The sequence below is a fragment of the Solimonas sp. K1W22B-7 genome (assembly GCF_003428335.1).
In the GTDB taxonomy this organism is placed as follows: domain Bacteria; phylum Pseudomonadota; class Gammaproteobacteria; order Nevskiales; family Nevskiaceae; genus Solimonas_A.
In genome coordinates, this window is record NZ_CP031704.1 from 695,410 (window position 1) to 720,805 (window position 25,396).

Consider the following 25,396-nt stretch of genomic DNA (forward strand, 5'->3'; position numbering starts at 1 on the left):
GCCGCCGCGCGCGGATGCAGCTGCCATGGCAGGCCTATGGCCGTGGATGGTCGTCGCCGGGCTCGGCGCACTGCATGGGCTGAGCCCGGCCAACGGCTGGATGTTCGCCCTCGCCTGGGGCCTGCGCGAGCGCGATGCGGGGCGGGTACCCCTGGCACTGCTGTCCATCGCTACCGGGCACGCGGCATCGATCGCGGTGGTGATCTGCGTTTTCGCGGCGGGCCTGGCGATGGACCGCGGCCTGGTGCAGGGCCTGGCCGGTGCGCTGCTGCTGGCTGCTGCCGCGCATCGGCTGCTGGGGCGGGCAGGGCCGCATGCCTCCATCGGCGCACCGGCGAGCCAGGCTGGCATCGCCCTCTGGTCCTTCCTGATGGCCACTTCGCACGGTGCCGGCATGATGCTGGTTCCGGCCTTGCTGCCGCTGTGCCTGGCCGACAACCCGGCGCGTGCGATCGGCGCATCCGGCTCCCTGCCCCTGGCGCTGGCGGCGGTCGGTGTCCACATGGCCGCCATGCTGGCGACCAGCGGTGTCATCGCCGGCGGCCTGTGCCGCGGTGCCGCGCGCTATCCGCGCCTGATGAGCGGCACCGCGCCGCGGCAGGCCTGGACTGCGATGCTGGCCGTTACCGGACTGCTGCTGGTGACGCTGCGCCCCTGAATTGCCGTAGTGCTAACAGCCCCTGACGCCCCAGGTAAAATGGCGGGATGCCCACGCTCCCCACCAACGGCTACGACCTGGCCTATGCCGAAGCCGGGAGCGGTCGCCCGGTCCTGCTGATCCACGGCTCGCTCTGCGACTACCGCTACTGGGCGCCGCAGATGCAGCCCCTCGGTGAACGCGGACGGGCCATCGCCGTCAGCCTGCGCCGCTGCTGGCCCGAGGCCTGGGACGGGCAGGGCGAGGGCTACAGCATCGAGCAGCATGTCGATGACCTCGCCGCCTTCATCGAGGCACTGGACGCAGGGCCGGTGGACCTGGTCGGCCACTCGCGCGGCGGCCATGTCGCTTTCCGCCTCGCACTGCGCGCGCCGCAGTGGGTGAGGAAGCTGGTGCTGGCCGAGCCCGGCGGCTTGCCGGATGCCTCGTTGGGCGAAATCGGCGGTGTCAGTCCCGAGGACGTGATGGCGCGCACGCGCGAGGCGGCACAGCGCATCGCCGCCGGCGACATCGACGGCGGCCTGGCGTACTTCATCGACAGCGTCAGCGGCACGCCGATCTGGAAGTACACGGTGCAGTCGTTCAAGACCATGGCGCGGGCCAATGCGAAGACCCTGCTCGGCCAGGTCCGCGAAACCCGCATGGCCTTCACGCGCGCCGACCTGGAGGCGCTGAAGCTGCCGACCCTGCTGGTCGGCGGAGAGTTGACGCCGCCGCCGTTTCCGCAGTTGCTGGACCTGCTGCAGGCGAACATCGCCGGGGCACGGCGCGTGACGATCCCCGGTGCCCGTCATGCCATGAATCTCGCGGCCCCGGCACGGTTCAATGCCGCGGTGCTGGGGTTCCTGTCATGACCCCCGACCTGACCCCTGCCGACCTGAAGCAGCGCAAGCCCGTCTGGGAGGCGCTCTCGGAGTTCTGGCTGGACACGGAGCTGCAGGAATCCGATTTCGACCGCATCGCCGGGGTCATGGCCCGGTCGCCGTATTCGCTGGAAGAGATCCGGGACATTCACCGCTACGAAGTGGCGCCGGCCGTGTCGGCGAACCTCGCCGGCGTCGCGGGCGAGTGGGCGGGCTTCGATTCCAAGTGGCTGGTGGAGCGCTGCCGGGCCCAGGCGCTGCGCAGGGGCAGTGTCCTGCGTCGAGTGCTGCTCTGGCTGCGGGCTCCGCTGCTGTGGTACTTCACCGCCGGCCACTGGCGCAAGGTTCTCCCGCGGGTGCGGGTGCTGCGGGCCGCGGTTGCCGCCCGTTCACCCCGCGGCCCGCGCCGCATCTTCGTCGACGCGCTCAACCTGGCCTACTGGCGCAGCAACCCGCCGTCGCTGCGCCTGCCGCTGACGCTGCTGGCGCAACTGCTGGCCGAGCGGCACGACGTGGTGCTGTATTTCGACGCGAGCGCGCGCTACCGGCTGGGCGGGGAGCGCGAGCTGTACGAGCGCCTGTTGCAGCATCCGCGCTATTGCGTGGAGGTCCCCTCCGGCAAGAGCGCGGACGGCGTGATGCTGCGGGACGCCATGGCCTGCGGCGGACGCGTGGTGAGCCGCGACAAGTACAGCGATCACCGCAAGCGCTATCGCAGGCTGATCGACGATCCGCAGCGCCTGCTGTCGGGCGAGGTGCGGGAGGGACGGGTGCTGGTGTCGAAGCTGAATCTTGATGTGCCGCTGCCGGCCTCTTCCGAGGCGGCCTGGGAGCGCCTGGAGCCGCTGTTGCGGCGGGCTATCGAATCGTAGGAGGCTTGCTCCATGGAATCACAAACGAATGCGGGGATCGTCCCGCCGGTGGATCTCGACACGCCGGTCGAAAACCCGGCGCTGGTCGCAGCCATGGCGCGGGTGGCGGCGGAGAACAGCGATGAGGCCAAGGACGCGCTGCTGGCCGAGATCCAGAGGGCGAACTATCTCGCGGCCATGCTGACGGAAGGCCTGAGCCAGTCGCCCGGCGACCAGCCGGGCCAGGTGACCGTCGAGCAGGGCAGCAAGCTGGGAGTGCTCTCGGCGGAGAGCGAGGGCCGGAACTACCTGGTTCTCTTCACCGACTGGGCCGCGATCAAGACCTACACGGACCTGAGCGTGTCCGGCTGGGTGCTGCCGGCGCGGGACGCCTGGGCGCTGGCCCTGCAGGGCGAAACCTATGATGGCGTGGTGATCAACCCCGCGCACAACGCGCTGCCGATGGAGCGGCCGCTGCTGGAGTTCCTGCTGAAGCATTCTGAACCGAACTCGTAGGAGCGGCTGTTAGCCGCGACATCGCTTTCCATTCATTGCGAACCTGGATCGCGGCTAACAGCCGCTCCTACAAAAGGGTTTGGCTCTTCAGGCGCCTGCGACTTTCTCCAGTGTCCACATCCGGTCCTGGCCCCAGGTGGTGAAGGCGCCGGCGCGGAAGCTCGGCACGCCCCAGAGCCCTGTCGCGAACAAGGCCTCGCGGTTGGCCTCGGCGTACCTCGTGTCGATGCCCAGTGCGAGCTTGGCCCTGGCCGGCGCCCAGTCCAGTCCGCAGCGCTGGAAAATGCTTTGCAGCGTCTCGTCGCGCGTGGCGTCCAGCCCCTCCGCCCACACCGTCTGCCCGGCGATGGCGCAGTAGCGCAGCTGGGTGTCGGGATCGGCATCGTGAGGGAATACGGTCAGCAGGCGCAGCGCGCCTTCGCCCACCGGATCGTGGATGCGGCCGAAGGGGATGCCCTGCGCGTCGGCGCAGCGCTTCACGTCGCGCACGATGTAGAGGCGCTTGATCGTCGGCACCGGCAGGCCGCGCATCACCATCGGCAGTACCGGGCGCATCTGCAGCGGCGGGCGGTGGCCCGCGGCGCGGCGGCGCAGCAGTTCCACGGCGGCGACATAGGAATACGGGCTGCGGAAGCTGAACCAGAACTCCAGCGGCGTGCCGGCGGGTGCGGCGGCCTCGGGCAGGCGCGTGGCATCCAGCGTGGACAGCGGCGCGTTGTCGCGCAGCGCGCCGTCGGCGGCCATGCGCGCCTGCAGGAATTCCAGGCGGTCCAGTGCCCAGAACCACTCGCCGCGGTATTGCCACATCGCCGGCAGGTAGTGCGCCAGCTTCAGGCGCCGCGCGGCGTTGGCCTGCAGCAGTTTCTCCACGGCCGCCGCATCGGCCTGTGGGCCAGTGGGCTCGCGGCCGGCGGCGAGGTCCTGCAGCGCGGCGAGCTCCGCGGCAAGGAAGCCCGCGGCGTCGCCGGCGGCGGCAAGCCTCGTCTGCAACTGCCGGGCCTGCCCGGGCGACAGGGCCAGCGGCGCCGGCAGGCCGTGGCAGGGCGCGATGCGCGCGGCGTCGGTGGCGGCGAAGGCGCGCTGGCGCGCCTCCTCCGAATACAGGCCCGGATCGGGCGCGGGCACCAGGTAAACGCGCAGGGGGATGGCCAGCCGTGGCAGCAGGCGCCGCGCCAGGGCGGCGCAGAGCTGGGAGTGGGGGTCGCCGGCCTCGTAGTACAGCTCCAGCTCGCGGCCGGCCCGCAGGCGCGCCAGGGGGTTGCCGGAGCGGGCGACGCGCTCGGCCACGCGCGACTTGAGGCTGGGCCGGAGCCCGGCCTCGGGCAGGGCCGTGGCGGCGTGACTGGCTGCATTCATGGGAGCGACTGTCTCCGGGGTTCTTGACCGTTTCCAGGGCTATAGTTTACATAGTGTAAATATCAATGGAAGGCCGGCTCGATCCGGCCTCTTCGGAATGGGGGAGTGGCCCGTGGCGAAACCTTACGTGATGCATGGCTGGCATCTGTCCTTCTTCAGCGGCAAGACCCGCGCCTACCTGCGCTACAAGGGCGTGCCCTTCGTCGATCATCCGGTCGACGCGCTGACGCTGATGTGGAAGATCCCGCGCAAGACCGGGGCGGCGGTGATGCCGGTGGTGGTGACGCCGGAAGGCGAGTGGCTGCAGGACACCACGGACATCGCCGAGGAGATCGAGCGGCGCTTCCCGCAGGCCCCGGTGACGCCGGCCACCCCGCGCCAGCGCATCGCGGCGCTGCTGCTGGAGGCCTGGGCCGACGAGTGGTGGATTCCGCCGGCGATGCACTACCGCTGGATCTACCCGGAGAACTACAAGCTTTTCGAGCGCGACAGCGGCGACGGCCTGCTGCCCTGGTTCCCGCGCGCGGTGAAGAACCGCCTGGCGGCCTACGTGGCCAACAAGATGCGCGGCTACCTGCCGGCGGTGGGCGTGGTGCCGGAGCAGCGCGCGGTGATGGAGCGCTGGACCGAGGACATGCTCGACGTGCTCGACCGGCACTTCGCGACCCTGCCCTTCCTGTTCGGCACGCGGCCCTCGGTGGCGGACTTCGGCCTGATCGGGCCGATGTACGGGCACCTGGGCCGTGACCCCTGGCCGAAGCAGCACCTGGTGGGGCCGCGGCCGCACCTCAAGGCCTGGATCGAGCGCATGAATGCGCCGCAGGCCGGCAGCGGCGAGTTCCTGGCCGACGACGCGATCCCGGAGACGCTCCGGCCGCTGTTCGACGCCGTGTTCGGCGAGTTTTACCCGATGGTGGAAGGCATCCGCGACGAAGTGCAGGCCTCGCTCAGGGCGATGCCGCCGGGCCGCGCGCGCCTGCCGCGCGCCCTGGGCATGATCGAGTTCCCGATGGGCAAGGGCCGCTTCAGCCGTGCCGCGATGCCCTACACGCTGTGGATGGTGCAGCGTGTGCTGGATGCCTACCGCGCGCTGTCCGCGCAGGACCAGGCCGGCGTCGATGCCTGGGCCGCCGCACTGGGCGCGCCGCAGGCCATGCGCCTGGATCTGGGGGTGCGGCTGAAGCGGATGGGGCTGCACGTGAAGGTCGAGCGCTGAGCACCCGGCCATGACGCGCTACCGCGTCTACCTGTCCGACGTCTCCTATTTCAGCGGCAAGCTGGAAGCCGCGCTGCGCGCCAAGCGCATCGCCTACGAGCGCGTGTCCGTGTCCAGCGACACGCTGCTGCGCGAGGTGCTGCCCAACACCGGCTGGATGAAGGTGCCGGCCGTGCGGCGCGACGATGGTCAGTGGCTGTTCGACAGCACGCCGTTGCTGCGCTGGCTCGACGCGGAGCACCCGCAGCGGCCGCTGCTGCCGGCGGATCCTTGCACGGCCTTTCTTTCAACACTGGTGGAGGACTACTGCGACGAGTGGCAGTGGCGCCCGGCGATGTTCTGGCGCTGGGCCTGGCCGGACAACGCGCGTTACCTCGGTAGCCGCCTGGGCGAGGAGCTGTCGCGCGGCACGATCCACCCGGCAGCGGGCATGGCGGTCTACTTCCGCAAGCGCCAGCAGCGCATCTTCCTGCGCGGCGACGGCGTGCGGGCGCAGAACTTCGATGCCATCGCGGCCCTGTATCCACAGGCGCTGCAATGGCTGGAGGGCCTGCTGGCGAATCGCCGCTACCTGCTGGGCGACCGGCCCAGCCTGGTGGACATCGCCTGGTGCGGGCCGATGCTGCGCCACTACGCCCAGGACCCGCGACCTGCGGCGCTGATGGCCGCGCAGGCGCCACGCGTCTGGGCCTGGGTGTCCCGCGTCTGGAACAGCGGGGAAGAGGAATGGGGGGACGGCGCGCCGGACGATTTCTCCGATGCCGCCTGGGACCCGGTGTTCGCCGATATCGGCAAGGCCTACCTGCCGTACCTGCACGACAACGCGGCGTCGGTGGCTGCCGGGCAGAAACGCTTCTCCGGCCACTACGGCGACATCGCCTACCCGGATCTGCCGGCGGTGCGCTATCGCGCGCGCTGCCTGCTGACACTACAGCGCGCGTACGAGTCGCTCGATCCGGTGCCGCGGCAGCGCGTGGACCAGCGGCTCGGCAATGCTATCGTCGGCCAGTTGCGCCGCCGCAGTGCTGCGCCGGATCTGCCCCTCATCGACACCGCGCTGGCGCAGGCGCGGCAGGTGACGGCCCTGCAGCGCCTGCGCTTCTATTTTGCTGGCACACCCTGGGATTCCGAATGACCTATCGCATCTATGGTGGCAACCCTTCGCCCTACTCGCGCAAGCTGCGCGCCATCCTGCGCTACCGCCGCCTGCCGCATGTCTGGAAGGCCGGCACGCCGGAGACGCTGCCGGAAATCGCACAGGTGAAACCCAAGCTGATCCCGGTGCTGCAGTTGCCGGAGAGCGGCGAGCTGCGCGTGGATTCCACGCCGCTGGCCTACCTGCTGGAGCAGCGCCACGCGGAGCGCTCCATCATCCCGCCGGGCGCGGCCGAGGCCTTCCTCTGCCATCTGCTCGAGGACTTCGCCGACGAGTGGCTGACCAAGCTGATGTTCCACTACCGCTGGCACGAGGATGCCACCGCGCTGTGGGCCAGCCACTGGATCGTCAGCGACGCGATCCCCTCCGCCACCGGCAAGGTGCACGACCAGATGGCGAAGATGTTCCATGACCGCCAGCGCGGCCGCATGGGCATGGTGGGCTGCACGCCGGAGAACGCGCCGGTAATCGAGGCCAGCTACGCGCGCCTGCTCGACATCCTCGGCCCCTACGTTGGCGGCCAGCACTACCTGTTCGGCAGTCGTCCGTCGCTGGCGGACTTCGGCATCTACGGCCAGCTGTCGCAGCTGGTGATCGACCCCTGGCCGCAGCGCCTCTGCCGCGAGCGGGCGCCGGCCGTGGAGGCCTGGGTGATCACGCTGGACGATGCCTCGGGCGTCGATGGTGAATGGAAGCCGGAGCGTGGTGCCGCGGTGCGCGAGGCGCTGCTGGAGATGGTGGGGGCGGAATACCTGCCGTTCCTGCTCGCCAATGCGCAGGCGATGGAGAAGGGCGAAAAGGAATTCAGCGTGCGGATCCGCGGGCGCGGCTATGCGCAGCAGCCGTTTGCGTACCAGGCGAAGTGCTTTGCGGATATCCGGCGGCGCTGGGCGGAGTTGCCGGCGGAGGCGCGGGCGGGGCTGGAGGGGGTGATGGAGAAGACGGGGTGTCTGGGGTATCTGCAATAGTCTTTTCATAGCCCGGGCTGCTCCCGGCTTCGCTCCGCGAAACCGGGCTACGGGGTTGATGTACCCGTAGGAGCGGCTGTTAGCCGCGATGGACCTTCATCGCGGCTAACAGCCGCTCCTACGGGTAAGCCGCACTAGAACACGCAGGCCACGAAAAGCGACACATTGTCGCGATCGCGCAGCCGGTGATGCGTGCCGCCGCCCGTGAACATCTGGTAGCTCACACCCGCCGTCCAGTCGTTCTCGAACTCCGCGGTGAGGCTGCTGACCAGCACCTTGCGGCCTTCGATGAAGTTGATGATCGGCGCGGGCGAGATGCCCTTCAGATCGTGCAGCCACAGGAAGGTCGGATACAGCGTGATGTTGCCGGGCAGCTCGTTGTAGGTCAGGCGCAGCAGGCTGCGGTAGCCGTAGGCCAGGTCGTCGCCGAAGCCGCTGCGCATCTGCGTCGGGTTCACGTGGCGCGTGTCGGGCTGGCCGTCGGGTGTGCCCGTTCCATCCGCGCCGGCCGAGGGATGCGTGCGGTCGCCGGCGCCTTCGAAGTACAGCTCGCCGCGATCCGGCATGTCGTGCACCAGCAACGCGGCGCCTTCGATCACCCACAGGATCTGCGAAGCGCCGACCGGGTTGTCGACGAAGTTGCGGATGCCGGTCAGGGTCATCTGCGACACCTTCTGGCGCTCGTAGCCGGGCACGTAGTCGCCGGCGCCGATGCTCTTGCCGCGGTAGCGCGACAGGAAGTCCGGCGCGGCGTTGTCCTCGCCGGGCAGAGTGAACAGCGCGCCGGCCGGCAGCATCGAGGTGAGCGCCGACTGCAGGTTCTGCACCGCTGGCAGCAACGGCGCCGGCAGCATGGCCAGCAGGTTGGGGTCCGACAGCGTGGCGGCGCCGATGGGAATGTCCTGCGCCGGGAAGGCCGGCCCCAGCACCGCGAACAGCACGTCGGACTGCAGCACCTGCAGCGGCTGGTTGGGCCGGAAGGCGTATTCGCCGGACAGCGCCCAGTCGCCGAGGTTGGTGTTGAAGCTGATGCCGTAGAGATCGATGTCCTCGGGGTAGTCGAGGAACAGCTGCGCGCTGTCCACCGGCAGCGGCTCAAGGCCCAGCGGGTTGAAGGAGGCATTGAAACCCTGGCAGGCGAGCAGTGCGCCGGCGAAGCCGCCGCCGGGAGAATCGCGGGTGCAGCTGGCATCGGCGGCGTAGCCGCTCAGCAGCGGGTAGCGGCTGTGGTAGTGCAGGTAGTGGAACGCGAGTTCGGTGCCGTTGTTGAGCCAGTCGGCGAGGTAGTTCAGGCGCAGGCCATACTGGCCGTCGTCGCGCGGCGCGCCAAAGCTTTCGTCGGGAATGTGGAGAGTGCGCGTGGACTGCGACACCAGCGACACCAGGCCCGCCGGGCTGAACTGGCCCTCGGGGTCTTCGCTGTAGTTGCCGAAGCCGGTGATGGCGTAGTCGCCGCGGCCGGCGATGTCGCTGAAGGACAGCAGGCTGCCGGCTGCGGGCAGCTTCGCGCCGCGCCACTGCAGCTGGTACAGCGCTTCCAGTGCCAGTTCCTCGGTCAGCGTGATGCTGGCCACGGCCAGCGGCACGGCCAGCTGCAGCTGGCTCGGCTCGGAGCCGGGCATGCCCAGCACCGGCGCGTCCAGCGGGCTGATCTCAGCCAGGGTGTTGAACTGCACGACGTTGGCCTCGCCCCAGTTCAGTACCTGGTTGCCGACCTTCACCAACAGTTCGTGGTCGCCCAGCGCGAAGCTGCGTGCCACGAACAGGTTGCCCAGGCGGTGGCCGCTGGCATAGAGGTCTTCCACCGCGCCGCTGCGGCGCGTGTGGCGCGGCTGGAAGCGCGTGTCGTTGTGGGTTTCGTCGAAGCCGCTGTTGACCACGTCGTGGAACAGCAGGCCCGAGGCCTGGAACTGCCAGTCCTCCCAGACCACTTCCAGCTTGGGGCGGATCTGGAAGATCGCGGCACTGAGGTCGCCGCGGTCGTAGTTGAGGTTGCCGTTGTCCTCGTTGACGCCGGAGAAGCTGCCGCGGGCATCAACCAGGCGCTGGTTCGGCGCGGCGTTGCCCTGGGCGGACTGGCAGTCGTCCTCCACGCAGAGATCCTGCTGGCCGGGCACGTTGAGCTTGCCGACCAGGCGGTTGTCGCGCTCCTGCACGCGCATGGCGGCACCGAAGGACACGCGCGTGTTGAGCGCGCCGCTGACCGGCCCCAGTTCGAAGTCCGCCGCCTGTGCCGGCAGCGCCAGGCACAGGGCCGGCAATAACCATCCACGCTTCATCGTCTCTCCTCCCCCGCGCGCCGCGGCGGTCTGCCGCCGCCCCGTGGCCGGGGTCTTGACGCAAGATTTACACAGTGTAAAGTTTACACCATGTAAAAAGACGCGCAAGCGCGCAGCCGGGCCTGGAGAGAGACATGCGGCGGACAAGCGGATGGTGGGGCGGAATGCTGGGGGCGGGGATGCTGGCGCTGTGGCCGGCGCTGGCGGCGGCGGGCGTGCCGGAGGCCGAGGCGGCGAAACTGGGGAAGGAGCTGACGCCCGCGGGGGCGGAGGCCGCCGCCAACGCCTCCGGCACGATCCCGGCCTGGGAAGGGCCCAAGCGCTATCGCCCCGAGCAGCTCAAGCTGACTTACGACGACCTGCAGCGCCTGCGCAAGAGCGACCCCGCCGGCCTGGCGCGGGCCCTGGCGCCCAACGGCGCGGCCGAGAAGCCGTCCTTCGTCATCACCAAGGCCAATCTGGCCCCGTACGCCGACAAGCTCAGCGCCGGCCACAAGGCGATGTTCGAGCGTTACCCGAGCTACCGGATGCGCGTGTTCCCCAGCCTGCGCACCGCCTTCCTGCCGCCGGCGGTGGAGGCGGCCACCCGGGTCAACGCGGTGAAGGCCTCGCTGGAAGGCACCGACCACGTCACCGGGGCGAAGCTGGGCGTGCCCTTCCCGATCCCCAGGAGCGGCGCCGAGGTGATCTGGAACCACAAGCTCAAGTTCCGCGGCTCGGCGGTGCGCCGTTTCAACAACGAGGTGATCGTCGACCGGGACGGCAGCTACCAGCTGGCGCGCATCGTCGAGGACGTGAAGTTCAAGTACGGCGATCCCAAGGCGCCGGGCGCGATCGAGGACGGCATCATCCTGTACTACCTGCAGGAGGTGCTGACACCCAAGCGCATCGCCGGGCAGATGCTGCTGGTGCACGAGACCACCGACCAGACCGAGGGCGGCCGCAGCGCCTGGATCTTCAACCCCGGCCTGGGCCGCACGCGGCGCGCGCCGAACGTGGGCTACGACAATCCCAAGGCCTCCGCCGACGGCCTGATGTTCAACGACCAGACCGACATGTACAACGGCGCGCTGGATCGCTACAGCTGGAAGCTGCTGGGCAAGCGCGAGGTCTACATCCCCTACAACTCCACGCCGGTGCTCGGCGCGGCCACCACCTACGACAAGCTGGTGGGCAAGGGCCACATCAGCCCCGAGCTGGGGCACTACGAGCTGCACCGCGTCTGGGTGGTGGAGGCCACGGTGAAGCCGGGCCTGCGCCATGCCTTCCAGCGCCGCGTGTTCTACGTCGACGAGGACAGCTGGAGCATCGCGCTGGTGGACTGCTACGACGGCCGCAACCAGCTCTGGCGTTTCCAGGAAGCGCACCTGACCAGCTTCCCCTTCGTGCCCGCCACCAGCGGCAGCCCGGAAGTGCACTACGACCTGCAGAGCGGGCGTTACTTCGTCACCGCGAGCTTCTCCGGCGACGACTACCCGGACTTCAGCCTGCAGCTGGACGACAGCTATTTCCGGCCGCAGACGCTGGCGAGCAGGAAGTTGCGGAAGTAGTTTTTTGCGCCCTCTCCCGCTGGCGGGAGAGGGCGGGGGTGAGGGTGGTGCGGTGGCGGTTACGCACCTCGCCGCCGATTGAGGGCTCCACCCTCACCCCAACCCTCTCCCGCCAGCGGGAGAGGGGGAGGTCATACGCGGATTTCCTGCCGCTACGGCTTCGCCACCCGCTCGATGAACCCGTTGAACAGCTTCACCCCGCGCGCCTTGCTGATCTCGCCGTCGCGCACCAGCTGGCGCATGCCCCAGAAGGCCAGGATCGACATCCAGGCGTAGACCTTGGCGTCGGCCTCGCTCATGTCGAGTTCCTTGCGCACCACCGGCGTCCAGATGCCGCTGATCAGCTTGCGGATGCCCAGGCGGATCTGGTCCAGCTCCGGCGTGCTGCCGGCGGTGCCGGCGATCAGCTGCCACAGCGCGTCGCCGCGGCCCGGCGGCAGGTCCAGCGAGTAGGCCTCGGCCGACTTGGCGGCCTCGGCCAGGTTGCCGGGGTTGGCGGCGATGGAGTCGGTGGTGCCCTTCATCACCTCGGTGAAGATCTGCCAGGCGGTATCGGCCAGCAGCTGTTCCATGCTCGGGAAATGCTGGTAGATCAGCTGGCGGCTGGTGCCGCCGCGCTCGGCCAGCAGGCTCATGTTGAGCGCCGCCCAGCCCTCGGTCTCGACGATGTTCGCCGCCACTTCCAGCAGCGTCTGCCGGCGCAGGTCGCGGCTGAGGTAGGCACGCTTCGCCGGCGCGCGCTTGCGCGGCTTGGCGGGCCCCGGGGTCTTCGGCATGTTCGTCCCTGACATGTTTACGCTGTGACAATATTGTCCAGCACCCGCGCGCTGGTGTCGATAGGCGGCAGGGGCAACCATGCAGCAAAAGAATGGGCGGCCATCCAAACCGCGCATTTCCCAGCGGCGGCCCCGGCCGCTAACGTGCTGGGGCATGAACGACCTGAAGCTGCAGGACCGCTACATCCCCACCGTGCTGGGCCGGCTGCGCCTGCGCCTGCGCGTGGCCGGGCAGGGGCCGGCCATCCTGTTCTGGCCCAGCCTGCTGATGGACGGCTCGATGTGGCTGGCGCAGGCGCGGCATTTCGCCGCGGGCCATACCGTGATCCTGGTGGATTCGCCCGGCCACGGCGGCAGCGAGGCGCTGACCCGCAGGTTCACCTTCGAGGAATGCGCCCGGTGCATCGTGCAGGTGCTCGACGCGCTGGGTATCGGGAAGACCCACATCGTCGGCAACTCCTGGGGCGGCATGATCGGCGGGACCTTCGCGGCGCTGTACCCGGAGCGCATCGGCGCGGCCGTGCTGATGAACGCCACCGCCTCGCGCGCCGGCCTGCGCCAGCGCCTGGAGTTCCGCCTGCTGACCGAGGTGGTGCGCAAGCTCGGCGCCTTCCGCGGGCCCTTCGTGGCGCGCGCCATCAAGGCCTTCATCGGCCCCACCACGGCGCGCGAGCGGCCCGGGGTGGCGGAAGCGATCCGCGAGGCGCTGGGGCGCCTGAACGCGGAATCCGTCTACTGGGCGGTGAACAGCGTGGTGCCGGCGCGGCCGGACCAGCGGAAGCTGTTCGGGCGCATCCGCACGCCGGTGCTGGTGCTGGCCGGCATCGAGGACCCGACCTTTCCGGTGCCGGAAACCACCGAGATGGCCAAGGCCATCCCCGGCGCCGAGTTCCTGGTGATGGACGGCACCGGCCATCTCGCCGGCCTGGAGCGGCCGGAAGAGGTCAACCGGATCATCGAGGGCTTCCTGGCCCGCAACGGCTGACGGGGCGCGATTGCGCCTGTCATCGACGCCACCGATACTCCGCGCCAACATCGCCCTACCGGAGTCCGCCGTGCCTCGCCTGATCCTCGAAGAAGCCCGCATCCATCCCGCGATCCGCGAGACCATTGCCCAGCACCAGCGCGACATCGTCGAGGAAGTCTCGGCGGCGGTGGCTGCCAACGACATCGTCGTGGTGGGCATGGCGCAGAACCCCAGCCCGAAGAAGGCGCGCAAGCTGCTCGACGCCGCGGGCCTGAGCTACAAGTACCTGGAATACGGCAGTTACTTCAACACCTGGCGCCGCCGCAACGCGCTGAAGCTGTGGACCGGCTGGCCGACCTTCCCGATGGTGTTCGTGAAGCGCCAGTTCGTCGGCGGCGCGAGCGACCTGGAGAAGCTGCAGCAGTCGGGCGAGCTGCAGAAGCTGCTGCAGGGCTGAGCGGACCGGCGCGTCAGCGCTCGCGGTACCGCGGCTCGCGCTTGTCGCGGAACGCCGCCACCGCTTCCAGGTGATCCTCGGTGCCGGTCAGCATGATCTGCTGGCGGTTCTCGATCATCAGCGCGGCGTCGAGGCTCGGCGCGTCGATCAGGGCATTGAGCGTTTCCTTGGTCATGCGCAGGCCCAGCGGCGAGGCGCGCAGCATGTCGGCGGCCATCGCCAGGCCGGTGTCGAGCAACTGCCCGGCCGGCACCACCTCGCTGACCAGGCCCATGCGCAGCGCGCGCTCGGCGCCGATGAAGCGGCCGCTGAGCAGGAACTCCGAGGCCGGCCCCAGGCCGACCAGGCGCGGCAGCAGGTAGCCGGAGCCCAGGTCGCAGCCGCCCAGGCCGACGCGCAGGTAGGCTGCGTTCATCTTCGCTTCCGGCGCGGCGTAGCGGATGTCGCAGGCCAGCACCAGCGAGAAGCCGGCACCGCAGGCCGCGGCGTGCACCAGGCCGATCACCGGCTGCGGACAGCTGCGCATCAGGCGGATCACACTGGCATAGCGCTGCTGGATGTCGCCCTGGCGATGGATGCGGCCGCTGCCGGCTTCGGCGAAGGCCTGCGAGCCGAGGTCGGCGCCGGCGCAGAAGGCGCGGCCCGTGCTGCGCAGGATCACCACGCGCACCTCGGTGCGGTGCTGCAGGGCCTCGTAGTAGTCGGCGAGTTCGTCGATCACCTCGGGCGTCAGCACGTTGAGCGCGTCCGGCTGGTTGAGGGTCAGGATCTCGATGGCGCCGCGGGCTTCCACGGTGATGCCGGGTTCGGGGTTCATGGCGCGTTTCTCCGCAAATTGCATGCTTGCGGATTACAGCATGCCGGGGGCGCTGTGGCTCCGAAAAAAGCCGAACGAGCCGGATCGGGGGCTTGGATTGCACGGCTGGAAAGGCAGGAGCGAGCTTGCTCGCGACCGTTTCCCAAAGATCGCGAGCAAGCTCGCTCCCACACCGCGGGTCGTGACTAACCCCGTACGAAAATCGTGTTCCCCGCCTGCCGCTTGGCCTCGCGCTTGGCGGCGGTGGCCAGGGCCACCAGTTCGTCGGGACTGAGGCCGCCGTGGCGGTCGCGGCGCACCACGCCCACGGCGATGCTCAGCAGCGCGAAGAACTGGCGGTGGCCGCCGCGGTCTTCGCAGTACACACCGCCGGCATCGAGCGCCTCGGCCGGGTAGCAGCGGCGCACCTCTTGGGCGAACCGGTCCAGCACCGCCTCGCAGCGCGCGCGCCAGTCGGCCGAGCGCAGCACCAGCACGAAGTCGTCGCCGCCGATGTGGCCGACGAAGTCGCGCTCGGCATCGCTGTGCTCGCGCAGCAAGCGCGCGAGCAGGGTGATCACCTCGTCGCCGCGGGTGTAGCCGAAGGCGTCGTTGTAGGGCTTGAAGTGGTTGAGGTCGAAGTAGGCCAGGCAGAACTCGTCGGCCTCGCCCAGCAGGGATTCGATGTGCTCGTTGAGCGGCACCGCGCCCGGCAGCAGCGTCAGCGGGTTGCTGTGGCGCGCATGCACCAGCTGCACGTCTGCCATGCGCCGCAGCAGGCGGCGCGTCTGCCCCAAACCCAGGTAGCGGCCCTGCCGGGTGACGATGAAGACCTGCGCCAGTTCCTGCTCGCTGTCGTCGGTGAGCAGGCGGCTGGTTTCGTCCAGCGAGGTGTTCTCCTCCACGATCACGCTGGGCGGGACGAAGCCGCGGATCGGCTTGCGGCCGTGCAGCTCGCGGCGGTAGCGCGCGGAGAACAGGTCCAGCAATTCGTGTCGCGTCACCACGCCCACCGGGTGGCCGTTGTCCACCACCGGCAGGGCCAGCAGCGAGCGGTCGGCATGGAAGCGGTCCAGCACCGATTCGGCCGTGGCCGAGGGCGGGATCGTGGGCGCGGCCTGCATCAGCTCGCCGACATTGGCCTTGCTCGACAGGCGCAGGCCAACGCTGCGGCGCTGCTGCAGCAGCAGCTGCGGTACGGTGGACACCGGGATGCGTCGCGGCAGGCCCAGCAGGAAGCCCTGGCCGATGCCGATACCCAGGCGCCGCACGGTTTCCAGTTCCTCGGCGGTCTCGATGCCCTCGGCCACCACGCGGCAGCCGAGGCGGCGGCTGATGTCGAGGATGGAACGCACGAAGTCGCGCTTGGTGGTGTCGCCGTCGATGCCCTCGATGAAATGGCGGTCGATCTTGACGTAGTCCGGCTTCAGCTCGCTCCAGAAGCGCAGCCCTGCATAGCCGGCGCCCAGGTCGTCCACGGCGATGCGGAAGCCCCAGCGGCGGAAGGCGGCGGCGGTGGCGCGCAGCGGCGCGAAATCGTCCAGCGGCTGCTGCTCGGTGATCTCGATGACGATGCGGCTGGCCGGCAGGTCGTGAATGCCCAGCGCGGCTTCGGCGCTGGCCTGTTGCAGGCCGGCGGCGACGAAGCTCACCGGGCTGCAGTTGAGGAACAGCAGGCCCGGCAGCTGCAGCTCGGCGAAACGGCTGCAGGCCATCGAGATGCAGGCGCGGTCCAGGTCCGGCAGCATCCGCGCATGCGCCGCAGTCTCGAACATCGTCAGGGGGCTCTGCAGCGGGCTGTTGAGCGCGCCGCGCGAGGTCGCCTCGAAGCCCAGTACGCGCTGCGCCCCGAAGTCGATGATCGGCTGGAAGACGGGAGTGACCGCCCGTTGCTCGATGAGCTCGATCAACTCTGCGAAATGGGGCGGCTGTAGCTGCATGCTGGCCAGGGCGGCGGCCGGAAGGTGACCAAAGTTTCATTTTCGGGTCAGTTCATGTCAGGGGCATGAACGAGGCCGGTTTTCCTCCGATTCAGGGGGTTCCGCCCCCGTGAACCGCTTGATTCGAGGGAAAAAGATCGCGCCCGGAGGATCAGCCCGGCGTCTGGCTGGTCATCGGCAGCGACAGCACCCACAGGCCGATCGTGGTGTAGGCCACCATCAGCAGCAGCATCGGCAGCTGGCTCAGCAGGGTCTGGCGGCGGCCCGGCATCAGCTTCATTGCCTCCAGGTGAGCGAGGTAGACGCTGACGATGTGCCCGGCCAGGATCAGCGCCACCTGGGTATGCCAGACCACGCCGGCGTCCGGGATGGCGACCTGGCGCCATTGCGCGGTGCCCAGCAGGTTCCAGCCGAAACCGAAGGGGTCCGAGGCCAGTCTCAGGACTTGAGGGCCCTGGGTCAGCAGCAGCGTGTAGTAGTGGGTGACGTGGTAGACCAGCGCGATCGGCACCAGCGAGCAGGCGAAGCGCAGCGCCAGCGTGTGCAGCGGCAGCGGGCTGCCGGCGAGTTTCTTCGCCAGCCACAGGAAGCTGAGGTAGATCGCCAGGTACAGCAGCGGCGACAGCAGCAGGCCGGCCGACTGGTAGAGGCGGTAGAGCTGCCGGAGCAGCGGGTAGGTGTCGACGATGTTGCTGCCCAGCAGCGGCGTGAGCTGGTGATACAGGCTCACCCAGAAGCCTTCCACCCAGGGCACGGTCTCGTGCAGGCCGTCGAAGGCGGTGGAGGACAGCATGAACAGCACGAACAGCAGCTGGCTGTAGTCCTGCGCCGGCTCGCGCAGCAGCGCGATGAAGGGCTGGCGCAGGCGCAGCCCGCCGGCATGCCATTCCAGCGGCGCGCAGCGGCCGATCAGCGCGAAGAACAGGCCGAGGAATTCGCAGCGTTCGAACCAGTCCCTGCGGCCGAAGGCCCAGGCGCCGGCGAGGTTGAGCGCGGTGTAGCCCAGCAGCAGCGCCGACAGCATGCGCGGGCTCATCTGCGAGAACAGTTCCAGCCAGATGAAGGCCATGTACAGCAGCAGCGCCGGCCAGGAACCGAGACGCGCGGGATAGCGCCAGCGCCCGGGCCGTTCGCCCATCCAGGCGCTCAGCAGCTTCCAGGGATTGAGCGCGGCATAGAGGTCGCCCGCCAGCGCGCACAGCCAGGTGAAGCCCAGCAGGAACACGACCCAGAACCAGGTCATGTTGAAGTTGAAGTAGGGCTGCTGCGTGCCGATGAAGCCGGCCAGGATGGTGAAGGCGAGGCTGGCGACGCTGAGTGCCTGCAGCAGCGGCAGGGCCAGGCGCGGAAAGCGCAGCGGCAGATCGCGCGAGCGGTCGTTGCGCAGGGCGCTGGCCTCGGACACCCCGTAGCCGATCACCAGGAACGACAGCAACAGCGCCGCGGCGGCGCCGTAGAGGTACATCCAGAAGGGGATCGGCAGGTTGTAGAGTTTGCCGAAGGAGTGGGCGGAGGCGGGGAGGGGGAGGCAGAGCAACGCCATGGCAACGGCGCAAGGCTTTGCTCCTCTCTCCCGCTTGCGGGAGAGAGCGCTTTTGCTTACTGGGGAGTGACTCAATGTCACTCCCCAGCTCGGCAAAACGCGGGAGAGAGGGTGTCTGTAGAGCCTGGCCGGGTGGGCTGTCCCACGATTTACAGAAACCCTCTCCTCGGCAACTGCTCCATGCGTTGCCCTACCTCGGGCATCCATGCCCTCGCCTACCCCTCTCCCGCAAGTGGGAGAGGGGAAATGAATTTTCAGCGCCTCCCCCTCGGCCGCGGCGCCGTCGGCCCCGCCGACTCGGTGAACTGCAGGATCTGGAAGCCCGAGGTATAGCCCGCGATCCAGACATGCCCCTTCTCCGGCCGGTAGCGCACGTAGGTGCCCACCGAGTCCCAGCGCGTGCCGTTGGCCAGCGCCACCTGCATGCCGGTGGACAGCAGCGCGGTGCCGCCGACCGGCTTGGGCATCCAGTAGGCGATTTCGTGCGGGTTGGCCGGGTCGCGGATGTCCCAGACGCGCAGGCCCGAGGCGTAGTTGGTGGTGAACAGCACGGTGGCGTTGTTCTCGTCGTCGAAGCCGACGTAGTGCGAGGAGTAGTTGGCGATGTCCAGCTGCGAGCTGAGGCAGTTGCCGGTCTGCTGCACTTCCAGCGTGATGTCGCTGATCTTCACCGGGTTGGTTTCATCGGTCACGTCGATGATGCGGCCGTGGCCCCAGGGGCAGGGCAGGTCCACCGGCCATTCGTCGCTGCTGAAGACGTAGCTCCTGTTGCCCTGCCTGAACAGGCGCGCGGTGTGCGAGCCCGAGGTCACGGCCTGGCCCTCGCCGAAGGGCGTCCAGTTGATCTGGCCCACCGTGCGGAATTCCGGCGCGGCGACGCGCCGCTGGAAGTCGCTGCTGTCGAGGATGTACATGCCGTTGGGAAGCAGCGGCGTGCCGCCGGGGCCGAAGGGCGCGAGGTACAGGCGGTTGCCGTCCGGGCTCACGCCGCAGTCGTGCGCGGCCGGGCCGAAGCGCTTCACCACCTTGGGGTTGGAGAGATCGCTCAGGTCGATCGCGGCGTTGTTGATGTAGGCGATCGTGGTGGTGGCGTAGGCGGTCATGCCGTCCCTGGACAGGCACATGGCATGGCCGCGGAAGGTCAGGCCCTCGTTGAGGCCGCCGACGGAGATCTGCGGCGCGATCTGCAGCGTGGCCTTCAGCACCGGGTGGCGGCAGTCGCTGGCGTCGTAGACATCGAGGATCGTGCCCATCGACTGCGTGGCGACGATCACCTTGCGCGACTCGCTGGCCTGCAGCGACTCGTGCGGCTGCAGCATCGCCGGGCTCTGCAGGATGCTGACCAGCTTCGGGTTCTTCGGGTCGGCGGCATCGATCACTGCCATGCCGTTGAGCGGGCTGTTGAGCGGCAGGCCCGAGGTGCTGCTGGCGCCGATCAGCTGCGCAGCCGAGGTGGTGGTGACGTAGGCGCAGTCGCCGATCCAGGCCAGGCCGAAATTGGCGCCGCGGTCCATGATGGTGTTCTGGCCCACCAGCTTCAGGCCCTTGCGGTAGCCGTTGGCGGAGCGGCCGTTGAGCTGGTCGGTGAGCGGCACCTGGCCCTGCATGCCGGTTTCGGGCGCGTCGTCTGCCGCCGGCAGGCTGCCGGAGCCGCCGCCGCCGGCCGTGCCGGAGGGGGCGCTGGAACTGCCGCAGGCGGCGAGGCCCGCGGCCAGGATCAGGGAGGGAATGAACGCAAGGGGGTTGCGGCGGGGCATCTCGGTCTCCTCGGGATACGCGGGGGCCTCTGCCGGGCCCTGGTGGCCCGATCTTAGCGCCTCCGCGCGGCTAGGGCCTGCTAACGCTCGTCCTCCTGCGCCCGGGGTGCAGCAGGAGCCGCAGAATGGTTTCGGCCTTGTCGAGATCGGGTTCTTCCCCGGCGATCAGGTCGGCATAGAGGAAGGACTCGACGAGGCGCACCAGGGCATAGGCCAGGGTGTGCGCATCCACCGCGAGCCGCAGGCGGCCCTGGCCCACCTCTTCCTCCAGCAGCGCCTGGGTCAGCTCGATGGACTTCTGCTGCACCGGGCCGTTCTTGGAGGCGACGATGCGCAGGCCCTTCTCCGGGTCCGCCTCGAGGAAGCGGCGGAAGGCGCGCGATCCGGCGATCGCGCGCATCGAGCGGACCAGCACCTGTGCGGCACGGCCGGGCCCGCGGCGCGTGGCGGCGCAGGATTCGCGATGGGTCCGCTCCGCCAGCCCGCAGATGACCATGCCGCAGAGCCGGTCGGCGTTGCCGGCCCAGAGATAGGCGGTGGCGCGCGACACGCCCAGCTCGCGCGCCATGCCCTCGATGTCGCCGAACTCGCCGCGCTTGAAGCGCGCGGTGGCCAGCGCCAGCAGGTGGTCCGGGGTAGGGCGCCGGAACCCGCGTTTCCCGGCGGCTTGCGTCGTCATGTCGATACGGTCCTGAGCTTGTTGGACATTTACTGCTGGTATCCAATATTAGACGAATATAAGATTTGTCCATAAATAATTAAATACGAGGAGACCCCGCCATGGCCCAGCCACGCACCCTGGCCCCGCTGCTGGCGCTGCTGCTCGCCGCCTGCGGCCAGTCCAGTGCCCCGGTGACGGAAGGCGGCGGCGGTCCGCCGCTGATGGAGGGCGCGGTGCCGGCGGCTCGCTGCGGCCCCGGCTCGCTGCCGGAGACCGGCCTGCAGGGCCAGGTGCCGCTGGAGGACCGCGTCGGCGAGCGCTCGCAGCACGGCTACCAGTGCAACCTCGAGCGGGTCGGGCAGTACCAGGGGCAGGGCGCCGGCCTGCAGTTCACCTGGCACGGCGACTGCGGCTACTTCAACACCAGCTTCCCCAACCTCTCCACGGTGCTCAACCCCGGCGGCGTACAGGTGCTCGACGTATCCGATCCCGCGCAGCCCCGGCTTACCGGGCAACTGCGCACGCTGGCCATGCTCAACGACTGGGAGTCGCTCAAAGCCAGTGCACAGGGCCTGCTGGCCGGCGTCGCCGGCTACGAGCCGGTGGGCGGCTTCGGCCTGCCGTTCTTCGACGTCTACGACGTTTCCGGCGACTGCACGCAGCCGGTGCTCAAGGCCAGCGTGCCGCTGAACCTGCCCAGCGGCCACGAGGGTGCCTGGTCGCCGGACGGGCGCACCTACTACGCCAGCTCCACCTACTACTCCACGCTGACCGCGATCGACCTGTCCGAGCCGGAATCGCCGCGCCTGCTCTACGTCGGCCTGCACCCGGTGCATGGGCTCAGCATCAGCGCCGACGGCAACCGCGCCTATCTCGCGCAGCCCGGCAACCTCACCACCAATCTCAACGTCGATGGCCTCAGCACCACGGTCGCCAACCTGCTGGCGCAGATCGGCGCGGTCTCGCCCTTCCTCGGCAACGGCCTGACGATCGTCGACATCAGCGACATCCAGGCGCGCAAGCCGCTGCCGCAGGCGCGCGTCATCTCCTCGCTGTTCTGGGCCGACGGCAGCCTGGCGCAGACCACCATCCCCATCACCGTGAAGGGCCGGCCCTACATCGTCTTCATCGACGAGAACGGCCAGGGCGGCGTGCGCTTCATCGACATCGCCGACGAGACCCGGCCGCAGATCGTGTCGCATGTGCGCCTGGAGGCGCAGCTGGCGGAACACCGCAGCCGCGTCGCCAACGACGGCGCCAGCAACGGCGCGCTGTTCAACTACGAGGCGCACTACTGCGACGTGGATCGCACCACCGATCCCACGATCATGGCCTGCAGCGAGTGGGCCTCCGGCATACGCGTGTTCGACATCCGCGATCCGCTGCGGCCGCGCGAGATCGCCTACTACAATCCGCCGGCGCAGAAGGGCAAGGCCGCACAGCTGCCGCATTCCTTCCATGCCGGCAACGTCTTCCTGCGCGTGCCGCTGGGCACCGGCCAGGGCCTGCTGGCGCTGCCCGGCGGCAACGGCAACGTCGTCTCGCCGCTGGCGCTGGACACCGACTGGTGCACCGCCAACATCCGCATCATCCCCGAGCGCGGCGAGCTGTGGACCACCTGCCACGACAACGGTTTCATGGTGCTGCGGTTCACCAACGGCGTCTGGCCGTTCGGGAGTTGAGCATGATCCTCGTCACCGGCAGCGCCGCCGTGAAGCCCGAGCACATCGAGCAGGCCGTCGCCCTGAGCCTGGAACACGTGCGCCGCTCGCGCACCGAGCCAGGCTGCATCTCCCATGCCGTGCATCGCGACGTGGAAGACGCCAACCGCCTGGTGTTCGTCGAGCAGTGGGCCGATGGCGCCGCGCTGAAGACGCATTTCATGGTGCCGGAATCGCGGGCCTTCGTCGGCGCGCTGGGGGCGCTGTGCAGCGCCCGGCCGGAGCTGGCGGTGTACGAGGCGCAGCTGTTGAAGCTGTAGGCTAACTCTCCCGGCGGTGCCCGCGGTCGGCTGGGATAGACTCCCTGCAAACAAAAGAGCGGGAGGAGAACATGCGCAAGCCCCTGGTAATCGCGGTGACCGCGGTGGCGCTGCTGGCGGCCTGCAGCCGCTCCGACGACAAGGCGGACGGCAACGGCAACGGTGGCGGCGGCCCCGTCACGCCGCCGGCCGATCTCGTGCTCAAGGCCGAGACCGCGCTGCCGCCGGGACAGTCCGGCTTCTTCTCGCTGGCGGGCCAGGTACAGGGCCTGCTCACCGGCAATCCCGGCGACTATGGCGCGCATGTCGACGACCAGCGCCTGATGTACTGGAGCTTCGACGCCAAGCCCGGCCTGCTCGGCACCAGGCCCGGCACGCCGCTGGTGCCCAGGGAAGGCGTCGAGATCTACCGCGACAGCTACGGCGTACCGATCATCCATGCCGCCAACGTACGCGACGGCTGGTATGGCGTGGGCTATGCGATAGCGCAGGACCGCTTGTTCCTGATGGACGCGGTGCGGCGCATGGGCGTGGGCAACTTTGCCGAGCTGACCGGCTGCGGCGGCGTGCCGGCCGACATCCAGCAGCGCACCGTCACCTACACCGACGCCGAGTACCAGGCGATGTTCGAGGCCGGCTCGCAGGATTCCAAGGACGCGGTGCTGGGCTATGTCGACGGTGCCAATGCCTGGCGCGCGCAGGTACTGGCCAATCCCACGCTGCTGCCCGCGGAGTACGCGCTGCTCACCACCATCCCCGCGCCGTTCACCGTGCGCGACGTGCTGGCCGCCGGCGTCTACATCACGCGCTTCGTCGCCGCCGAGGGCGGCAACGAGTTCCTCAACATCCAGATGCTCAAGCAGCTGGAGGCCGCCTACGGCTCGCGTGAAGAAGCCTACAAGGCCTTCCAGGACATGACCTGGCTGGAAGATCCCAAGGCCATCACCAGCGTGCCGCGCGCTTCCGGCAGCTTCTCCAACCAGGCGGAGCCCGCCGCCGGTCGCGAGGCTGTGTTCCGGCAGATGGCGGACTGGGCGCTGACCCTGCCCGACACGCTGTGGAAGGGCCCCGGCAGCGGCCACGCCGCCACGCCATTCCCCTGCACGTTGCCGATTGCGCCGCCGAGCCTGCCGGCGGGGCTGGGCGCGGCGGGCGAGGTGGTCTATCCGAAGGGGAAGGGCTCCAAGGCAGGCGCAGCCCCTCGATACGCGGCGCCTTCGGCGGCGCTACTCGGGGTGAACGGTCCGGGTAATAAGGCGACAAAGGAAAGAGCCGCCGCGGCCCGCGCCGCCACGCGCAAGGTGATCGAAGCGCTCGGCGAACTGCGCGCCCACCTGCACGGCGGCAGCATGGCCTATGCGCTCGCCCCCTCGCGCACCCGCGACCGCGGCACGCTGATGGTCAGCGGCCCGCAGCTGGGCTACAGCTACCCGCTGCTGCTGGTGGAGTTCGAGCTGCATGCCGGCGACTACCACTCGCGCGGCTCCTCGGTGCCCTTGCTGCCGGCCGTGGGCATCGGCTACAGCGAGCACGCCGCCTGGGGCCTGACCACCGGCTACAGCAAGACCATCGACTCCTTCATCGAGACGATCTGTTCCACCGCGCAGCAGGCCGCCAATACCTGCGCAGCCGACCAGTACTTCCACAACGGCCAGTGGAAGGACATGGACTGCCGCGACGAGAGCATCCGCTACCGCGCCGCCACGCAGGGCATCCCGGCCGGCCCGGCGATCCTCAGCGTGCCGGCGCGCATCTGCCGCAGCGTGCACGGACCCATCGTGGCGCGCGACGACGCGGCGGGGCTGGCGCGCAGCGTCCAGTACGCCATGTTCCAGCGCGAGATCGAGACCATCGAGGGTGTCACGGCCTGGTCCAAGGCGAAGACCTTCGCCGAGTTCAAGGCCGCCACCGCCAAGGTCACCTGGAACGAGAACGTCACCGTGGCAACGCGCGACGGGCACATCGCCTACTTCCACCCCGGCCTGTTCCTGCGCCGCAGCCCCGACAGCGACATGCGCCTGCCCAGCCCCGGCACCGGCGCCTACGACTTCGGCGCGCCGCTGGCCTTCGGCGAATTGCCGCAGGTGGTCGATCCGCCGCAGGGCTACGTCGGCAACTGGAACAACAAACCCGCCTTCGGCTGGCTCGACGGCGAGGGCCTGGGCAGCACCTCGCGTCCCGGCGGCGCCGGCGGCCGCGTCACCAGCGTGCTCGACAAGCTCGCCAGCCGCAGCGACTGGAGCTTCCAGGACCTGCGCGGGATCGACCGCCACCACGGCATCCGCGATCACCGCGCGCGCGAATACCTGCCGCTGCTGCGCAGCTTCCGCAGCACTGCTGCCGCGCAGCTCAGCGAGGTGCAGAAGGCCGCGCTGGATCAGGTGCTGGCCTGGAACGGCGATGCCTTCGGCCCGACGCAGGACGTGGAGTCCGCCGAGACGCGCGATGGCGTGCCGCAAACCCTGTTCGGCGAAATCGTCATCGGCCTGCGCGACGAGCTGTTCGGCGAACTGCGCGAGCACGTCATCGACAGCGGCGTGCCCGATCCCGATCCCAACAACCCCGACGCCGGGGCCGGCCTGACGGTCTACGGCCGCGTCGCCGGCGTCGGCAGCCACGTCTACGACCAGAGCGTGATGGACAACCTGGTGCTGCGCATCCTCAAGCCGGAAAGCTCCGGCCTGGCCCTGCGCCGCGACTACACCGCCAACCGCGGGCGCGACGCCGTGATGCTGGCGGCGCTGAACCGCGCGATGAGTGCGCTGGCGGCGCAGTACAACAGCGGTACGCCGCTGACGGTGGCGGACCTGGGCAAGTGCCTGCGCATCCATCCGCGGTCGCAGCTGTGCTCGCTGTCGGGCGTGATCGGGCCGGGCTCGGATACGATCCCGGGCACGAGTTGCGTGACCATGCCGTATGAGGATCGCGGCTCCTGGGTGCATCGGGTGGGTTACGAGAAACCCTGACGAGGTTCTAGCAGAACGGCCCGTTATGAATGCCCTGTCGGAAGGGTCCTACGCCATTTCGGCCGATGGCTGACAGCCTGTGTCGCCAGACGCGATGCAGGGCAGCTTTGCGGCGCCGTCGGTAATTTTTCTCTACTAC

Annotated in this window: 21 protein-coding genes; 13 read left to right on the forward strand and 8 right to left on the reverse strand. The window is 69.3% G+C overall.

Annotated features, from left to right (window positions below):
• Positions 1–25 precede the first annotated feature (25 nt).
• The 4 genes from D0B54_RS03480 to D0B54_RS03495 are packed head-to-tail and all read left to right on the forward strand — an operon-like array spanning position 26 to position 2,888.
• Positions 26–658: a hypothetical protein gene (locus D0B54_RS03480; RefSeq protein WP_205527258.1), complete on the forward strand. Its 633-nt coding sequence runs from the start codon at positions 26–28 to the stop codon at positions 656–658.
• A gap of 47 nt (positions 659–705) precedes the next feature.
• Positions 706–1,512 carry an alpha/beta fold hydrolase gene (locus D0B54_RS03485; RefSeq protein WP_117289219.1) on the forward strand — a complete coding sequence of 269 codons (807 nt, stop codon included), beginning with the start codon at positions 706–708 and terminating at the stop codon, positions 1,510–1,512.
• A complete protein-coding gene (locus D0B54_RS03490; protein ID WP_117289221.1) occupies positions 1,509–2,393 on the forward strand; it encodes a DUF7079 family protein in 885 nt (294 codons plus the stop codon). The genes D0B54_RS03485 and D0B54_RS03490 overlap by 4 nt, the downstream gene beginning before the upstream one ends.
• Positions 2,394–2,405: 12 nt before the next feature.
• Positions 2,406–2,888, forward strand: a complete 483-nt coding sequence (locus D0B54_RS03495) for an SseB family protein (protein WP_117289223.1) — start codon at positions 2,406–2,408, stop codon at positions 2,886–2,888.
• 87 nt (positions 2,889–2,975) lie between these two features.
• On the opposite strand, the gene D0B54_RS03500 is transcribed toward D0B54_RS03495, so the two are convergent.
• On the reverse strand, positions 2,976–4,244 hold the full coding sequence (locus D0B54_RS03500) for a DsbA family protein (protein WP_117289225.1): 1,269 nt from the start codon (positions 4,242–4,244) through the stop codon (positions 2,976–2,978).
• Positions 4,245–4,356: 112 nt separating this feature from the next.
• On the opposite strand from D0B54_RS03500, the gene D0B54_RS03505 reads away from it, so the two are divergent.
• From D0B54_RS03505 to D0B54_RS03515, 3 genes are read left to right on the forward strand one after another with little or no spacing between them, the layout of a single operon-like run.
• The gene (locus D0B54_RS03505; protein ID WP_162932166.1) at positions 4,357–5,460 is read left to right on the forward strand and encodes a glutathione S-transferase family protein; all 1,104 of its coding nucleotides are present in this window, start codon (positions 4,357–4,359) and stop codon (positions 5,458–5,460) included.
• A 10-nt stretch (positions 5,461–5,470) separates the two neighbouring features.
• Complete coding sequence (locus tag D0B54_RS03510) at positions 5,471–6,595, forward strand: glutathione S-transferase family protein (RefSeq protein WP_117289229.1); 1,125 nt, start codon at positions 5,471–5,473, stop codon at positions 6,593–6,595.
• A complete protein-coding gene (locus D0B54_RS03515) occupies positions 6,592–7,584 on the forward strand; it encodes a glutathione S-transferase family protein (protein WP_117289231.1) in 993 nt (330 codons plus the stop codon). The genes D0B54_RS03510 and D0B54_RS03515 overlap by 4 nt, the downstream gene beginning before the upstream one ends.
• A gap of 134 nt (positions 7,585–7,718) precedes the next feature.
• On the opposite strand, the gene D0B54_RS03520 is transcribed toward D0B54_RS03515, so the two are convergent.
• On the reverse strand, positions 7,719–9,863 hold the full coding sequence (locus D0B54_RS03520; protein ID WP_117289234.1) for a DUF1302 domain-containing protein: 2,145 nt from the start codon (positions 9,861–9,863) through the stop codon (positions 7,719–7,721).
• Positions 9,864–9,997: 134 nt separating this feature from the next.
• Here D0B54_RS03520 and D0B54_RS03525 point away from each other — a divergent pair, with 134 nt between their 5' ends.
• Positions 9,998–11,413: a DUF1329 domain-containing protein gene (locus D0B54_RS03525; protein ID WP_117289236.1), complete on the forward strand. Its 1,416-nt coding sequence runs from the start codon at positions 9,998–10,000 to the stop codon at positions 11,411–11,413.
• A 152-nt stretch (positions 11,414–11,565) separates the two neighbouring features.
• Here D0B54_RS03525 and D0B54_RS03530 read toward each other — a convergent pair whose 3' ends face one another.
• Positions 11,566–12,189 (reverse strand): TetR/AcrR family transcriptional regulator, encoded by a 624-nt coding sequence (locus D0B54_RS03530; protein ID WP_162932167.1) that lies wholly within the window; start codon positions 12,187–12,189, stop codon positions 11,566–11,568.
• A 154-nt stretch (positions 12,190–12,343) separates the two neighbouring features.
• Here D0B54_RS03530 and D0B54_RS03535 point away from each other — a divergent pair, with 154 nt between their 5' ends.
• A complete protein-coding gene (locus D0B54_RS03535; RefSeq protein ID WP_117289240.1) occupies positions 12,344–13,174 on the forward strand; it encodes an alpha/beta fold hydrolase in 831 nt (276 codons plus the stop codon).
• A 70-nt stretch (positions 13,175–13,244) separates the two neighbouring features.
• Positions 13,245–13,613, forward strand: a complete 369-nt coding sequence (locus D0B54_RS03540) for a glutaredoxin domain-containing protein (protein WP_117289242.1) — start codon at positions 13,245–13,247, stop codon at positions 13,611–13,613.
• Between the two features lie 13 nt (positions 13,614–13,626).
• Here D0B54_RS03540 and D0B54_RS03545 read toward each other — a convergent pair whose 3' ends face one another.
• From D0B54_RS03545 to D0B54_RS03565, 5 genes are all read right to left on the reverse strand, one after another.
• Positions 13,627–14,430, reverse strand: coding sequence for an enoyl-CoA hydratase/isomerase family protein (locus D0B54_RS03545; protein ID WP_117289244.1), 804 nt, complete (start codon positions 14,428–14,430; stop codon positions 13,627–13,629).
• Between the two features lie 185 nt (positions 14,431–14,615).
• Positions 14,616–16,319, reverse strand: coding sequence for a GGDEF domain-containing protein (locus D0B54_RS03550; RefSeq protein WP_162932168.1), 1,704 nt, complete (start codon positions 16,317–16,319; stop codon positions 14,616–14,618).
• A gap of 181 nt (positions 16,320–16,500) precedes the next feature.
• The gene (locus D0B54_RS03555) at positions 16,501–17,892 is read right to left on the reverse strand and encodes a hypothetical protein (RefSeq protein ID WP_117289248.1); all 1,392 of its coding nucleotides are present in this window, start codon (positions 17,890–17,892) and stop codon (positions 16,501–16,503) included.
• A gap of 254 nt (positions 17,893–18,146) precedes the next feature.
• Positions 18,147–19,649: an LVIVD repeat-containing protein gene (locus D0B54_RS03560; RefSeq protein WP_117289250.1), complete on the reverse strand. Its 1,503-nt coding sequence runs from the start codon at positions 19,647–19,649 to the stop codon at positions 18,147–18,149.
• A 70-nt stretch (positions 19,650–19,719) separates the two neighbouring features.
• On the reverse strand, positions 19,720–20,328 hold the full coding sequence (locus D0B54_RS03565; protein ID WP_117289252.1) for a QsdR family transcriptional regulator: 609 nt from the start codon (positions 20,326–20,328) through the stop codon (positions 19,720–19,722).
• Between the two features lie 101 nt (positions 20,329–20,429).
• Here D0B54_RS03565 and D0B54_RS03570 point away from each other — a divergent pair, with 101 nt between their 5' ends.
• The 3 genes from D0B54_RS03570 to D0B54_RS03580 all read left to right on the forward strand — a co-directional run bounded on the left by D0B54_RS03570 (position 20,430) and on the right by D0B54_RS03580 (position 25,257).
• The gene (locus D0B54_RS03570) at positions 20,430–21,992 is read left to right on the forward strand and encodes an LVIVD repeat-containing protein (protein ID WP_117289254.1); all 1,563 of its coding nucleotides are present in this window, start codon (positions 20,430–20,432) and stop codon (positions 21,990–21,992) included.
• A 2-nt stretch (positions 21,993–21,994) separates the two neighbouring features.
• On the forward strand, positions 21,995–22,291 hold the full coding sequence (locus D0B54_RS03575; protein WP_117289255.1) for a putative quinol monooxygenase: 297 nt from the start codon (positions 21,995–21,997) through the stop codon (positions 22,289–22,291).
• A gap of 71 nt (positions 22,292–22,362) precedes the next feature.
• Positions 22,363–25,257 carry a penicillin acylase family protein gene (locus D0B54_RS03580; RefSeq protein ID WP_117289257.1) on the forward strand — a complete coding sequence of 965 codons (2,895 nt, stop codon included), beginning with the start codon at positions 22,363–22,365 and terminating at the stop codon, positions 25,255–25,257.
• Positions 25,258–25,396: the final 139 nt, after the last annotated feature.

Excerpts from the sequence above, each read along its gene's own strand:
- D0B54_RS03480 (WP_205527258.1), top strand. The coding sequence starts at position 26 with ATGGCAGGCCTATGGCCGTGGATGGTCGTCGCCGGGCTCGGCGCACTG.
- D0B54_RS03485 (WP_117289219.1), top strand. The coding sequence starts at position 706 with ATGCCCACGCTCCCCACCAACGGCTACGACCTGGCCTATGCCGAAGCC.
- D0B54_RS03490 (WP_117289221.1), top strand. The coding sequence starts at position 1,509 with ATGACCCCCGACCTGACCCCTGCCGACCTGAAGCAGCGCAAGCCCGTC.
- D0B54_RS03495 (WP_117289223.1), top strand. The coding sequence starts at position 2,406 with ATGGAATCACAAACGAATGCGGGGATCGTCCCGCCGGTGGATCTCGAC.
- D0B54_RS03500 (WP_117289225.1), bottom strand. The coding sequence starts at position 4,244 with ATGAATGCAGCCAGTCACGCCGCCACGGCCCTGCCCGAGGCCGGGCTC.
- D0B54_RS03510 (WP_117289229.1), top strand. The coding sequence starts at position 5,471 with ATGACGCGCTACCGCGTCTACCTGTCCGACGTCTCCTATTTCAGCGGC.
- D0B54_RS03515 (WP_117289231.1), top strand. The coding sequence starts at position 6,592 with ATGACCTATCGCATCTATGGTGGCAACCCTTCGCCCTACTCGCGCAAG.
- D0B54_RS03520 (WP_117289234.1), bottom strand. The coding sequence starts at position 9,863 with ATGAAGCGTGGATGGTTATTGCCGGCCCTGTGCCTGGCGCTGCCGGCA.
- D0B54_RS03525 (WP_117289236.1), top strand. The coding sequence starts at position 9,998 with ATGCGGCGGACAAGCGGATGGTGGGGCGGAATGCTGGGGGCGGGGATG.
- D0B54_RS03530 (WP_162932167.1), bottom strand. The coding sequence starts at position 12,189 with ATGCCGAAGACCCCGGGGCCCGCCAAGCCGCGCAAGCGCGCGCCGGCG.
- D0B54_RS03535 (WP_117289240.1), top strand. The coding sequence starts at position 12,344 with ATGAACGACCTGAAGCTGCAGGACCGCTACATCCCCACCGTGCTGGGC.
- D0B54_RS03545 (WP_117289244.1), bottom strand. The coding sequence starts at position 14,430 with ATGAACCCCGAACCCGGCATCACCGTGGAAGCCCGCGGCGCCATCGAG.
- D0B54_RS03555 (WP_117289248.1), bottom strand. The coding sequence starts at position 17,892 with ATGGCGTTGCTCTGCCTCCCCCTCCCCGCCTCCGCCCACTCCTTCGGC.
- D0B54_RS03560 (WP_117289250.1), bottom strand. The coding sequence starts at position 19,649 with ATGCCCCGCCGCAACCCCCTTGCGTTCATTCCCTCCCTGATCCTGGCC.
- D0B54_RS03565 (WP_117289252.1), bottom strand. The coding sequence starts at position 20,328 with ATGACGACGCAAGCCGCCGGGAAACGCGGGTTCCGGCGCCCTACCCCG.
- D0B54_RS03570 (WP_117289254.1), top strand. The coding sequence starts at position 20,430 with ATGGCCCAGCCACGCACCCTGGCCCCGCTGCTGGCGCTGCTGCTCGCC.
- D0B54_RS03575 (WP_117289255.1), top strand. The coding sequence starts at position 21,995 with ATGATCCTCGTCACCGGCAGCGCCGCCGTGAAGCCCGAGCACATCGAG.
- D0B54_RS03580 (WP_117289257.1), top strand. The coding sequence starts at position 22,363 with ATGCGCAAGCCCCTGGTAATCGCGGTGACCGCGGTGGCGCTGCTGGCG.